The 13,209-nt window shown below is 42.7% G+C and carries 15 protein-coding genes and 2 tRNA genes; 8 read left to right on the top strand and 9 right to left on the bottom strand.

The window, feature by feature from the left end:
• Positions 1-155: 155 nt before the first annotated feature.
• From FTU38_RS13920 to FTU38_RS13945, 6 genes are all read right to left on the bottom strand, one after another.
• Positions 156-890: a class I SAM-dependent methyltransferase gene (locus FTU38_RS13920; RefSeq protein ID WP_180111605.1), complete on the bottom strand. Its 735-nt coding sequence runs from the start codon at positions 888-890 to the stop codon at positions 156-158.
• Positions 891-994: 104 nt separating this feature from the next.
• Positions 995-1,720, bottom strand: a complete 726-nt coding sequence (locus tag FTU38_RS13925; RefSeq protein WP_257225728.1) for a hypothetical protein — start codon at positions 1,718-1,720, stop codon at positions 995-997.
• 105 nt (positions 1,721-1,825) lie between these two features.
• Positions 1,826-2,191: a hypothetical protein gene (locus FTU38_RS13930; RefSeq protein ID WP_180111607.1), complete on the bottom strand. Its 366-nt coding sequence runs from the start codon at positions 2,189-2,191 to the stop codon at positions 1,826-1,828.
• A 152-nt stretch (positions 2,192-2,343) separates the two neighbouring features.
• Positions 2,344-2,419, bottom strand: a tRNA-Phe gene (locus FTU38_RS13935).
• 137 nt (positions 2,420-2,556) lie between these two features.
• Positions 2,557-2,632: transfer RNA gene (locus tag FTU38_RS13940), tRNA-Phe, on the bottom strand.
• 194 nt (positions 2,633-2,826) lie between these two features.
• Positions 2,827-3,216 (bottom strand): GNAT family N-acetyltransferase, encoded by a 390-nt coding sequence (locus FTU38_RS13945; RefSeq protein ID WP_078193146.1) that lies wholly within the window; start codon positions 3,214-3,216, stop codon positions 2,827-2,829.
• A 97-nt stretch (positions 3,217-3,313) separates the two neighbouring features.
• On the opposite strand from FTU38_RS13945, the gene hisB reads away from it, so the two are divergent.
• The 8 genes from hisB to FTU38_RS13985 all read left to right on the top strand — a co-directional run bounded on the left by hisB (position 3,314) and on the right by FTU38_RS13985 (position 9,811).
• A complete protein-coding gene (hisB, locus tag FTU38_RS13950) occupies positions 3,314-3,907 on the top strand; it encodes an imidazoleglycerol-phosphate dehydratase HisB (protein WP_078190487.1) in 594 nt (197 codons plus the stop codon).
• Complete coding sequence (gene hisH, locus FTU38_RS13955) at positions 3,907-4,524, top strand: imidazole glycerol phosphate synthase subunit HisH (RefSeq protein ID WP_078193147.1); 618 nt, start codon at positions 3,907-3,909, stop codon at positions 4,522-4,524. The genes hisB and hisH overlap by 1 nt, the downstream gene beginning before the upstream one ends.
• Before the next feature lie 130 nt (positions 4,525-4,654).
• The gene (locus FTU38_RS13960; RefSeq protein WP_180009276.1) at positions 4,655-5,164 is read left to right on the top strand and encodes a DUF805 domain-containing protein; all 510 of its coding nucleotides are present in this window, start codon (positions 4,655-4,657) and stop codon (positions 5,162-5,164) included.
• Positions 5,165-5,391: 227 nt separating this feature from the next.
• Positions 5,392-5,781, top strand: coding sequence for a DUF805 domain-containing protein (locus FTU38_RS13965; protein ID WP_180111609.1), 390 nt, complete (start codon positions 5,392-5,394; stop codon positions 5,779-5,781).
• 258 nt (positions 5,782-6,039) lie between these two features.
• Positions 6,040-6,705 (top strand): 3'-5' exonuclease, encoded by a 666-nt coding sequence (locus FTU38_RS13970; RefSeq protein WP_180111611.1) that lies wholly within the window; start codon positions 6,040-6,042, stop codon positions 6,703-6,705.
• 432 nt (positions 6,706-7,137) lie between these two features.
• A complete protein-coding gene (locus tag FTU38_RS13975; RefSeq protein WP_180111613.1) occupies positions 7,138-7,902 on the top strand; it encodes a hypothetical protein in 765 nt (254 codons plus the stop codon).
• Between the two features lie 193 nt (positions 7,903-8,095).
• Entirely contained in the window at positions 8,096-8,827 is a 732-nt protein-coding gene (hisA, locus tag FTU38_RS13980) for a 1-(5-phosphoribosyl)-5-[(5-phosphoribosylamino)methylideneamino]imidazole-4-carboxamide isomerase (protein ID WP_078190493.1), read from the top strand.
• A gap of 69 nt (positions 8,828-8,896) precedes the next feature.
• Entirely contained in the window at positions 8,897-9,811 is a 915-nt protein-coding gene (locus tag FTU38_RS13985) for a DMT family transporter (RefSeq protein ID WP_180111614.1), read from the top strand.
• A gap of 70 nt (positions 9,812-9,881) precedes the next feature.
• Here the strand turns inward: FTU38_RS13985 and FTU38_RS13990 are convergent, their stop codons facing one another.
• The 3 genes from FTU38_RS13990 to FTU38_RS14000 form a co-directional block, all read right to left on the bottom strand.
• Complete coding sequence (locus tag FTU38_RS13990; RefSeq protein ID WP_180108829.1) at positions 9,882-11,291, bottom strand: FAD-binding oxidoreductase; 1,410 nt, start codon at positions 11,289-11,291, stop codon at positions 9,882-9,884.
• A 56-nt stretch (positions 11,292-11,347) separates the two neighbouring features.
• Positions 11,348-12,679: an APC family permease gene (locus FTU38_RS13995; RefSeq protein WP_168378992.1), complete on the bottom strand. Its 1,332-nt coding sequence runs from the start codon at positions 12,677-12,679 to the stop codon at positions 11,348-11,350.
• 171 nt (positions 12,680-12,850) lie between these two features.
• Positions 12,851-13,209 (bottom strand): IS5 family transposase (locus FTU38_RS14000; protein ID WP_218954726.1); only part of this gene is annotated, 359 nt, incomplete at its 5' end.

A 13,209-nucleotide genomic window follows, 5' to 3' on the forward strand; every position in this document is an offset into this window, starting at 1 on the left:
ATTTACACTGCTATTATTGTACAACAATTAATCAATTTACCAGATTTAACCCCGACAAACGGCAAGAGAGCACAGCTTATTTAAACCTCACGTTGCTCATTCTAGACTTGAGATATCATCCTTTACCTATCTGCATTGCCGCTGCTTTTTCTCTTTTATACGGTCCCGATTCTTAACAGTACAGGAAATGACAAAGCAAACTCTTGCTGCGGATGTCGGCTAAAGAAATCCTGCAAAGCTGCACACGGCTGAAGTGTCGGATGCCGCTGTTGATAGTGTTTAAGCCCAGACCACGTTTGCAAATAGTCCAAAATTTGCTGTGCACTCCACCTGTAATTTAAAAACAGCTGAGGGACTGCTAACTCCTGAAATGGAAACGGAATACTACGATATTCTTCGTCGATGTAACGACGTTCAGCATCCCAATAGCCTTTTAACGTGACAAAATACAGATCCTGTAAGAGTTGGCTTAATTCCGCGTGTTCAAATTGGATTAGACCATAGCCCACAATGGCGATGTGACCTTGATGTTTTAATACGCGTCGTACTTCTGCATAAAAGGCAGTAAAATCAAACCAATGAATCGCTTGCGCGACTGTAATTAAATCCGCTGAATGGTCTGCAAGCGGACAATGTTCGGCGCTGGCTTGCTCATAACGCACATTGTCTAAATTGGGTGCTTGTGCCAATTGCTCTGCACTCAGATCTGTCGCTAAAATCTGTTGAAAATAGGGCGCCAAACCTTTGGTAAATTGACCTGAACCTGCACCACAGTCCCATGCCAATTCACGCACGGCAACATGCTGCAAAATGCTATCAACGACTTCAGCAGAATAACTTGGACGTGCTTGTTGATACAGCACACTCCCTGTAGAGAAAAGGTCTTTCATTGTAGAAATTCATTGGTTATTTTTTATCAGTTTAATCGAATTTTAGGGGTAGGAACTAGCACTTAAGTCATAGCTTCAGCGATAAAATTTGAGCTTCAAAATATTTACTCAATCACATGCTGTATATAAAAACTGGTCTGCGCAATCGGGCTTAATTGATCATTCATTTGATAATATTTCACATCATAATGACCAGTTTTCCATCCAGTCATAGGATAGAAACTCACCCAGTTTTGTTGCTGTTGCTCACTAACTTTGCGTGGTGTAAAGAGCAGCACTTCACCGCTATCACGATGCGTCAAACGCACCATGACTTGCATATTGTTTGGAACTTTACCCATGGTATCAAAATGTGCATACAACGGCTGTGTGACATAGATTTCACGAGGTAAAACTTGATCTACATCTGTCTGTGATTGATCTGTCACATACGCTTGCCCTGCCAATCGCTGATGCGGATCATTTTTGGCTTGTAGAAATTCGTCTAACATCTGCTGCGCAAATTGTTGCTTATTTTGAATCCCTGCAAAACTGTAATTGGGAAATGCCTGCTGTAAATATCGCCCCAATTGTTGATCTGAAGTCTGCTGAATAATGCTCTGTAGCTGACGATGTTGGCTTTTGCGTTGTTGCCGTATATCTTTAGAATGAGGTTGATCCGAGGCATCTTGATCTAAAGCCAAGAGTGCCACAGGATTACTCGTCGCCAAAGTTACAAGCGAGTGTTCAGGTGGCGACGACGTCAAGCTTGGTTGGTCATTCCACGATGCCGCAATATAGCCCAGTGCAAAACAAAGCAGTCCAAGCATCGGATATTGAAGTCGCTTCAACTGTCACTCCACGAATCTATGTTCATTTGATTAAAGCCTACAGCGGAGCACTTCTGTGCCGACAATATATTCACCAGAGCTCATCGTCGTACCCGTGTTAATCACCTAATTTAAGCTAAAGTTAGATCCAACTTTTAATTTAAGCAGACCATTATCACATGCTGCAGTTATTCTGCTGCCCGATTTCATATTGGATACACAGCCCGTTTTGGTCACGGCAAAAATTGTTTGCCCTGCGGAAATACTGGTGCTGCATGATGCTGTGATTATTTTATCGAGCGATGATTCACAAGAAGAACAATTGCCATTATCACAAAGCGCTGCTGCATTTTCACTTTTACATTCATAGGTCACACCATTTTGAATAATGGTTTTAGAATAGGAAGAATCGACATTACTACCGCCCCCGCCACCACATGCGCTCAGCAAGGCAATCATGCCGATCAAAACAGGAAATAATATTTTTTTCATAACCTTAACCCTTATTTTTTAATAATTTTCTTATAGCAATTGGGCTCATCATCTGGCATCGATTGTATCAGTTAAACTGTGCGAAATATCAACAACTAAAAAACAGCAGACGAAAAAAAACCTCAAACAATCGTTTGAGGTTTTTTTGAATATGGTGGCGAGACCCAGGATCGAACTGGGGACACACGGATTTTCAATCCGTTGCTCTACCTACTGAGCTATCACGCCGATGCGGTGTATTAAGCCGTATCTCAGTTAATTAGTCAATCATATTTATAAAAATATTTTTCGTATGCATATTTTTTAGGCAAAAAAAATCCCTGATGGGATCAGGGATTGATAAACTGAAAAATCAGTTTTGAATATGGTGGCGAGACCCAGGATCGAACTGGGGACACACGGATTTTCAATCCGTTGCTCTACCTACTGAGCTATCACGCCGATGGGGCGTATTAAACAATTTAAGCTGGATGCCGTCAAGCATAAGCATGGGCTTTTTTCTCAAATGTTTATTTTTAAATCAATATTTCACACTAATCGCTTACTTTTTGTCTTATTTACATTTAAGTCTGAGTCAATTTAATTATTCAGACGAAAAAAAGACAGCACGGAGACTGTCTTTTAAAAATTGAACTTTACTCAACTACGTCAATTTTACCAATGTGTGCTAAACAACGATGAATCGCGCCACAACCTGGCTCGAAAGTTTTTACACCTTTTTCTTCCTCCATACGTGTCGCTTCACTCACTAGACGTTCTGCAACACCACGCCCACGATTTGCTGGGTGTACCACAATATATTCAAGGGTTTTGCTTTCACCTTGGCCTGTACACCAAATCGCGCCAATCAATTTTGTATTAAATTCTGCAGTATAAACTAAGGTATACTGAGCTAAGTTCTGCTCAAGTTGTTCAATCGCATCGGAACCGTCGCTAAACTCAGGGCTGGTGTCATACAGTCGCTCAAGCTGGCTGCGCACTTCATCATTTTCCAAAGAAGTATAGGCATGTACGGTAATAGGCATTGATAAACCCTCCTGAGCAATCTAATATGCGGTGACTTTTCGTCACAGCGAAAATATTTTTACATCAATCATTTTGACGTATTTGAGGAACGTGTCTATGACAGATCGTATCAGTGAAGTGGTAAGAAACACCAACGAAACCAAAATTCGAGTTCGTGTGAATCTTGATGGTACTGGTCAAGGCACTTTAAACACTGGTGTTCCATTTTTAGATCATATGATTGATCAAATCAAGCGACATGGTCTGTTTGATATTGATATTCATTGTGATGGCGATCTTGAAATTGACGATCATCATACCGTAGAAGACTGTGGGATTACACTTGGCCAAGCCTTTGCTCAAGCACTGGGCAATAAAAAAGGCTTACGTCGCTACGGTCACTTCTATGCGCCGCTCGATGAATCACTGAGTCGTGTCGTGGTTGATTTATCTGGCCGTCCGGGTCTGTGGATGGATATTCCATTCACTCGCGCGCGCATCGGGACTTTTGATGTGGATCTTTTCTCTGAATTTTTCCAAGGTTTTGTGAACCATGCGTTAATGACGCTGCACATCGACAACCTAAAAGGTAAAAACAGCCACCACCAAATTGAAAGCGTATTTAAAGCCTTTGCCCGTGCATTACGTATGGCGTGTGAAGTTGACCCTCGTGCCGAAAATACTGTTGCGTCTACCAAAGGAACATTGTAATGACCCGTATTGCCCTTCTTGACTATGGCATGGGAAATCTTCACTCAGCAGCAAAAGCCCTCGAACACGTGGGTGCAACTGTTGATGTCACCAATGATCCTAAGCTGATTGCACAAGCAGATAAAATTGTGTTCCCCGGTGTGGGAGCAATGCGTGACTGTATGCAAGGCATGCATGATGCAGGCATTGATGAAGTGGTCCGTAAAGCGGCATTTAATAAACCTGTGCTTGCGATCTGTGTCGGTATGCAAGCTCTAATGCAGCATTCCGAAGAAAATGGCGGTGCAGATGCATTGGGTATTTTTGAAGGTTCGGTTAAACGCTTCCCTGATGTAGAGGGATTAAAAGTGCCGCACATGGGCTGGAACCAAGTGCATCAGGCAGACCCTAGCCATCCGATGTGGAAAAACATTGAGCAAGATGCACGTTTCTATTTCGTACATAGCTTCTATGTAGAGCCGCAAGACTCAAGCATTGTCGCTGCTACCTGTGACTATGGTTTGGAATTTTGTACCGCAATTCACAAGGAAAACTTGTTTGCGACACAATTTCACCCAGAAAAAAGTCATACAGCCGGCCTGCAATTGCTGAAAAACTTTGTGGAATGGGATATTTAAAATTCCTTCACCGCAAAAAAGCCCGCTCCTTGCGGGCTTTTTTGTACTGTTTATTTTTCATCCTTTTATTTTCTACATATTCATTTTAGAATTTGCCTACTTATAAAAATACCAAAGCCTAGGAATAATAATGAATACATTCACATCTGACTCACCGACCCAAGCCAGTGGCCGCTTTAGCCGGCGCGCATATCTTGCATGGAATCTACTTCTCGGCATTATTTTTACGCTAATTGCTGTTGTAGTCGGCCTGCTCATACCCGGTGCGCAAAATGCGTTGACTGAGGGTGCAATGTCGACGCCACTCATGATTATTTTCTTTATCATGTATGCCATCGTCATTTATTACAGCGTCATTTTCTTAATCCGTCGTTTACATGACCGAGACCATTCTGGATGGCTTGCACTGCTGATCTTAGTTCCTGTAGTGAATATATTATTTGCGCTCTATGTGTTATTTGCACCGGGTAATAGCGGTAGTAATAGCTTTGGACAACCACGCCCGACCAAAGGCTGGGAAACAGTGCTGGCTGTTTTGTATATCGTGGTGTTTATAGTCGGGATACTTGCTGCGATCATGATTCCGTCTTACCAAAACTATGTGATCCGCTCTCAGCAAACCACGATTCAACAACAATAATGATAAATCATTAAATGCCGCCTAGATCGCTCTAAACAGCAATACATCTACTCAAACAAGCTCACACATGTGGGCTTTTTTTGTACTTTACCTTTATAATCAACGCGCTTTTTATGTTCAGGATCAAATCCTGTACTTTTTCACATTTTTATGTCGTTTTAGCTCAATTTTTGCGGTTAAAAATGAATGATAACTATACTTTTTACGATAATTTAAGATCATTTAATATGAATAATTCACCCAATATAAACTCTGGTTGGAACCGTGACGGTCGTTTTAATCGCATGTCTTTTATCGGTTGGAATGTCTTCTATGGCCTCATGCTGAGCATATTGATGCTACTGATCGTCAGCATGATGCCCAATACTCTCAATGCCCTAATAGCTCACGCTGAAAATCCAATGACGCAAGTGATTGGATTTATCCTAAATGTTTTAATGCTGATCCCTTTGATGATTTTTTCCGTACGTCGTCTGCATGACTTTAATCTCTCAGGCTGGTTTGCACTCTTAGAGTTGATTCCGTTGCTCAATATCGTTATGTGCATTGCGCTGATGCTCATCCTTGGGTCTGCAAATGCCAATCAATATGGCGAGCCACGTGCATCCAAAACATGAGAAGTGGTCCTCGCCTTTCTCTTTATCGGTTTATTCTTACTGATCTTGGTAAATGTATTATTTACTGCGCGTTTTCTGTTTTAAGTCACTGTCTTTAAACCTCTTGGTCACTGTGTTTAAGTGCCCTCGTCACTGTCATAGCAACGCGCTATGACAGGCAGATGAGTCAATGGCTCATGCTCAACGCCACATCTCGGAATTTGCATTTCCGACCTAAACTCTCTAGTCTGCAACAACAAGCCTTTGAATTGAATCACAATGACTGATGCTCTACCGACACCTATTTTGCCAACAAAAGAACAGATTAAAGATTTTCCATTGTTCCAAAATTTAGTGCCAGAGCAGATCCATGTCATTCACAATGCAGAACAATGCCAACACTGGGCCGATGAATTGCAGACGACTGCCTTATTCGGTTTCGACTCTGAATCTAAGCCGACTTTTCGTAAAGGTGAGGTCTCTACCGGTCCACATTTAATCCAACTTGCGACGGCGCAACAGGCGTGGTTGTTTCAAATGAACGAATGCACTTGGGATTTTTTAAGACCAATCTTGAGTAATCGTGATCAAATTAAAGTGGGTTTTGGCTTAAAAAATGATGCGCATTTATTTCGTAAAAAAGGCATCGAACTGAATAGTGTATTGGAACTCTCCAAGTGCTTTGCTTCTTTTGGCTTAAGCCAACCCGTCGGTTTAAAAAATGCCATGGCACTGCTTTTTCGTGTGAATTTTCCAAAATCTAAATCGGTCAGCACCTCCAATTGGGCCAAAAAGCGCATAAGTCCGGAGCAAATTCGTTATGCCGCTGCCGATGCCTATGCCCCTGTTTTGGTCTTTGAAGAATTATTACAACGTGGCTTATTACCCAAAACCATTCCCAATACTTCTCTCAAACTAAGAATTCGTCCGCACATGAATTTATAAATCCTTAATTATTTTAATGATTTAATTTATATTCAGCGATGTAACCGCTCTGTAACTGGATATTGCCCCAATCTATGGCATGACCAAGTGCAAAGATCGGCTGAAGAGTGCCAAAGAATTTACAGTTTATTTGCGCTAAAGATTTGAACAGTACCTTATTGCCTTAAAAATAGTCACTGCACAGTCTAAAAAAATAAAATCGCACCTTTTAAATACATTTATATCTTTGATTTAACTCATTTTAATTACATTAATACACATTTATATTTTTATTCGACTAAGGTTTTGATCTCTCTAGATTTTCTAGCAGAATTACATGATTTATCTCATTCTTTCTATACTTTCATAATTTGTTTTCATCAGTCCCCTTTTGCTAAAACAAATCTGCCAAATACATAACACATCATAATTTAAAAACTTGGAGAACCTGACATGTTGAACTTATTTACAGGAAAAATCAGCGGTGTACTCAGCCTGACTTTACAAGGGATCAGTAAAGCGGTTGGACTGGTTTTAAATACTGTTTTGGATACAGTAGACAGCATTTTAGAGACCGTGAATAGCTTAACAGCGCCCTTAACGGATGCACTGACTGAGCTTCCGCTCATTGGTGAGACCATCGAAAAAGTACTCACGGTTGAAAATCAGTTGGTCGGCACCTTAGGTGACGGCTTACATGCTGTAGCTGATCAACTAGCGACAGGTGATCTTCTCGGCGGTGTACAGACCGCTCTCAATGGCGTAACTGGTGTGGTCGGTCAAACTGTGACTGAAGTTGCAGGTTTGGTTGATCATATAGGTGGTGTTGCTGCACCAATCACAGACGCACTTTCTGACCTGCCATTGCTTGGCGGGCTATTGAATGCAGTAGGCGAAACTACGGGTAATTTAACTGGCTTGTTGGCTGAAACGGGCGACTATGTAGCCAGTATTGATCCTACCGAATTATTAACATCCGTCCTGAACGATCCTTTAGCAAGTGTGGGTGGTGTCGTGCAAGATGTTTCAGGCACTTTAGATGCCTTACTGGATGACATTGCACCGATTACATCGATTGCCACTGAACTTCCTGTGGTCGGTGATCTCGTTCAAGTGGTCGGTGAAAGTACCACCGCTCTCAATCAAGGCTTGTACGATGTCGGCACCTTACTTCAATCCGTAAACAGCGATTTATTACAAACAACCGCTTATGTTTAATGACTAAAAACGCGAATACACAGCGCATTTTTTTAGACCAAGAATAAAATCCAATCCTCTATTTACACTGGCCTGACACATGTCAGGCTTTTTTAATTCATCAATTCTGATATTAGCATTTAGTGAATAGCCGTTTATTTGATAAGATTAGGCACAAATTCATTCTTAATTTGATTGAGCAAGGAGCGAAAGCATGCTGATCATCCCTGCAATTGACCTGAAAGATGGCAAATGTGTCCGTTTAAAACAAGGTCGTATGGAAGACGATACCGTATTTTCTGACGATCCAGTGGCAACTGCACAGCATTGGGTAAATGAAGGCGCGCGTCGCTTACATTTGGTAGATTTAAACGGTGCTTTCGCTGGTACACCGATTCATAAGCCTGTGGTTGAAGCGATTGCTAAAGCACAGCCTGAATTGCCAATTCAAATTGGTGGTGGTATCCGCTCTCTTGAAACCATTGAACACTACCTTGATGCAGGCGTCTCGTTTGTCATCATTGGTACAAAAGCGGTAAAAGAGCCTGAATTTGTTGAAGAAGCGTGCAAAAAATTTGCAGGCCATATCATTGTCGGTATCGATGCCATGAACGGCATGGTGGCAACGGATGGTTGGGCAAATGTCACTGACGTGAAAGCGACTGATTTGGCAAAACGCTTTGCAGATGCCGGCGTATCGAGCATCGTCTACACCGACATCGCACGTGATGGCATGATGCAAGGTGTGAACGTTGAACAAACCGTTAACCTTGCAACGTATTCTGGCTTACCTGTTATTGCATCTGGTGGCGTGACCAACCTTGACGACGTGCGTAACTTAAAAGGCCAACCGGGTATTTTAGGTGCGATTACCGGTCGTGCAATTTATGAAGGCACATTGAACCTTCGTGAAGCTCAATTACTGCTTGATCAACAAAGCTTGTAATTTTCTCGAGCAGAAAAGAGGTCTTCGGGCCTCTTTTTTTATTTCTCCTCTTCAAACAATCAAATACACATGTCAACCGTCCAATCTGCTTGGAAAGCCAAGTTTCCGCAGCTCGCACTCATCCTGATTACCATGATTTGGGGCGCCAGTTTTATCACCGTGCAATACGGTTTAAATTTTAGCAGTCCAGTGCTGTTTGTCGGTCTACGTTTTGCCGCAGCTACACTGGCTGTGAGTCTGTTATCGCTCAAATATCTTAGACATTTTTCTCAATACGATGTCATTGCGGGCGCAAGTATTGCCGCGGTAATTGCGATCGGCTATGCGACGCAAACAGTCGGCTTGCAAAGTATCAGCAGCAGCGAATCGGCTTTTTTAACTGCGCTGTATGTACCGCTGGTTCCGATTTTTATGTGGCTCTGTTTTCGGCATAAACCACATGTGATGACATGGCTAGGTGTAAGTTTGGCTTTTGTCGGTTTGGTTTTTTTAACTGGTAATGGTTTTGGCGCTATTCAGCTCAATTTTGGGCAAATCATTACGCTGCTCGGGTCGATTGCCATTGCTTTTGAAATTATCTTGATCAGCTATTTTGCACCCCGCGTCAATCTGCGCAGAGTGACGGTTCTACAGTTGGCATTTGCCTCTCTGTTCTGTTTTTGCTTTGCCCCACTGGTGGGTGAAACCACTTTACCAAAATTTGAATGGCCATTAATCGCTGTACTCTGTGGATTAGGTCTGGCCAGCGCCGTAATTCAACTGGTGATGAACTGGGCGCAGCGCATGGTTGATCCTGCACAGGCAGCAATCATCTATGCAGGTGAACCGGTTTGGGCCGCGATCATTGGGCGGCTTGCCGGTGAACGCTTAACACCGCTCGCTCTCATTGGCGGACTGTGTGTAGTTCTTGGTGTGATTGTGAGTGAATGGCGGCCGAAATGGTTAAAGAAAAATATAGATAAAACTACAGAAGAAATATCTTAACCCTCAAAACAGCCCTCAATGACGAGGGCTGTTTTGCATGATACCCTTCATAAATAAAGGAGGCTTAAATTTAGAAGGACACCATCTTGCCCGGATTGACCATAGCCCCCAGCCCATAAGCGGTTTTCGCCATTGGAATCACCATCGGTGCAAGTGCGCGACCAAACAAAATGTCCTGATGCTGAATACTGGTGAGCATTTTAAAATCATCGGCATTGCCACAAAAATCATCGGCAATGGCTTTGCCTATACGCACGGTTTGCGCCACACCATGACCACTCCAGCCTTGCACGGCATAAATCGGATATTTCCCATCGGACTTACGGCTATCGGCTGCGCCATTCATGGTTAAATCTGTGGTGCCACTCCAAACAAAATCCAGCTCAACCTGTTTCAATTGCGGGAACACATGCTTGATTCGGCTCAGTAAATAATCATGGGTTTTTTCAGGCGTCCAGCAAGAACCCGTCCCTTCACCGCCAAACAGCAAACGGTTTTTAGATACCCCGCGATAATAATCAATTTGGAACTGTGTATCGTACACAGGTGCATCGCTCGGCAGAATTTCAGCAAGATCGAGCTCTAAGGGCGCTGTGGTACACACATAAGTATAAAATGGAATGGTGGTTTGATTATGGCTTTGCAGCAGTTTAAATGAGGCATGATGTACCCCAATCACGGCGCTCTTACGTGCTTTAATCACACCGCCAGTAGTCGTCACATAAATCCCATCTTCACGCTCATCCACCGACAGCACTTCGGTTTGCTCATAAATTTTGCCACCTTGTTGACTAAAACCATAAGCAAGGCCACGGTTTAAAGCCAAAGGATGAATATGCCCGCCGAGGGTATCGAGTAAACCGCCATAATAATTTTCCGATTTCACATGCTCAAACAACTCGTGCTTGCCCATAATCTGGGTATGGTCTTCACCCAAATATTTACGCGCATCTGCACCTTCGGTTAAACCCACCAAATGCCCTGGGTGTACGGCTGCGGTAATGTGCTGATGTTTGCGTTGTAGATCTAAATCATAGTTCTGCGCAATTTGGTCAATTAAAGACATCGCCTCCGTCGAAGTGAAGTGCCATAAGCGTTTAGCCTCTTCATAACTAAAGTGCTCAATCATTTCCCCTGCTTCCCAACGCGCCAGGCCTGGGGTTAATTGCCCACCATTACGCCCCGATGCAGCACTACCAATACGGTTTTTTTCGACCAATACTGTATCTACACCTTGTTCTGCCAAATGCAGTGCCGTGGACGCACCCAACAAGCCACCACCAATCACCACCACATCACACTCAATATCTGCATCAAGGGCATCAAAAGCCTGCCATGCGCTTAATGAGCTTTCATAGTAATTGGCTGGAAAATCAAAACTGCCACGCACAGGATTGACCCAATTCCACTCTTTACCGCTTTGCACATTGACACTGTTTTTATATTCAACATCATTTACAAATTTTGGCTTTGTATTCATTTTATTTACATTCCTATTTATCAATTCTATTTAATCGTTATAGAGGCTTCAGCCACTTAATACGCACTACCAATCACAATGTTTTGTTTTCTTAACTTTTTATAAGCGAACAATACAACGCCTACTGCCAACCAAATGCCACCGCAAACCAAGGCGTTGTGTTCTAAATTCACCCAAAGGCACATCAGCGTAGCCACTGAAAGCAGTGGTAAAATCAGGTTGAGAAAGATATTTTTAAGACCATGACGTTGACCATCACGTACATAAAACTTCATAAACACGGAGAAGTTCACAGCTGTAAAGGCAATGAGGGCACCAAAGCTAATCATGCTGACCACGGTGGCTAAATCTAAACGAATGGCTGCCAAGGAAATCAAACCAATCAACAAGACTGCATATAAAGGCGTGCCCAACTTGCTATGGACTTGACCGAATGTGCTTTTATGGAAAATGCCATCTCGTCCCATAATATGAATCAGGCGTGATGCGCTGGCATGCGTGGCAAGCCCTGAGGCAAATGTATTCATAATTTGGGCGCATAAAAATACCGATTGGAATAGCGCCCCGCCCACGTACAGGACGATCTCAGGCAGCGCTTCATCTGGATTGTTAAAACGGACATTGGTTGGAAAATACAATTGCACAAACCAGGATGCCGTAATAAAAATCACACCGCCCGTAAGCGTGGTGAGGATAACCGCACGCGGAATAGTACGTTTCGGATCTTTAGTTTCATGTGACATGGTGGTCACTGCATCAAAACCTAAGAAGCTAAAGCACAGGATTGAAGCCCCTGCGATGAGTGGCAAAATTGACGTATCACCATTGAATAGCGGTGTGAGCGTCAAGACATGCGCATAACCTTGCTCACTCCCTACCCCTTGAATGACCAAATAAATAAAAAAGCCCATCAGCAATATAGGTGCGCAAACAAAGATCATGCTTAAGTTGGCCAATATATTGATACGAAAGCAGTTGATTAAAGTGACCAAGCTGGTAAATAAAATCACCCACGCCCAATACGGTACGCTTGGAATGACCGCTTCTAAATAAATGCCTGCCAACAGCGCATTAACCAAAGGCAACATGATGTAATCCAGTAAAGAACACCAACCGACAAAAAATCCAGTTTGAGGCCCACAGGATTCTGCCGTGTAAGTATAAGCAGAACCCGATTTATCCGAATGTTTACTAAAGCGCGCATAACTAAATGCAGTGAGGAGCATGGCAAATAAAGCCAAAATATAGGCCAGTGGTACACGGCCATCGGTAATACCTGAGACAATGCCAAAGGTATCAAATACAACCATTGGCGTCATATATGCGACACCAATGATCACCACTTGCCATAAAGACATTTTTTTTAAAACAGACGCTGAAGTTTCCATGCACGTCACCTGAACTATATTTATTTGCGTTACAGGTTCTTTTGCAATCAACATGCCATATAATATTCATTCATTATTTTAATGATGATTCAAAAAATGCCAAAGTATGATTTAGAAACGGCTTTGTTGCACAAAGATTTGAAATGCAAAGCGCCCCTAATTGATCCAAATTTAAGGCGTAACTTGGGTAAGTGGGCGACCTAATTCCGTAAATCTGTTAAGGACTGCTACACGTGCATGGATCTCATTCACCTGACTAGGAAAGCTTCTTGCCATTAATTTATCGCCTAATAATTTGATGCAATGCATCTTGGTTTCCACCAAACTGCGGCGATGATAGCCTGACCATTTTTTCCATAATGTCCTGCCTAAATGTTTAACTGTTCGAAGTAATTCATTTCGCTCTAGCGAGCTACTCTTTGTATCTTTCCATGGTTTCGCATTTTTTCTAGGTGGAATCACCGCATGCGCTTGCCGATCTGCAATGACCTGACGGCATTGCTTGGTGTCATAAGCTCCATCGGTATAAA

Origin of the sequence: Acinetobacter sp. YH12098, from assembly GCF_013419235.1 — a bacterium.
In the GTDB taxonomy this organism is placed as follows: domain Bacteria; phylum Pseudomonadota; class Gammaproteobacteria; order Pseudomonadales; family Moraxellaceae; genus Acinetobacter; species Acinetobacter amyesii.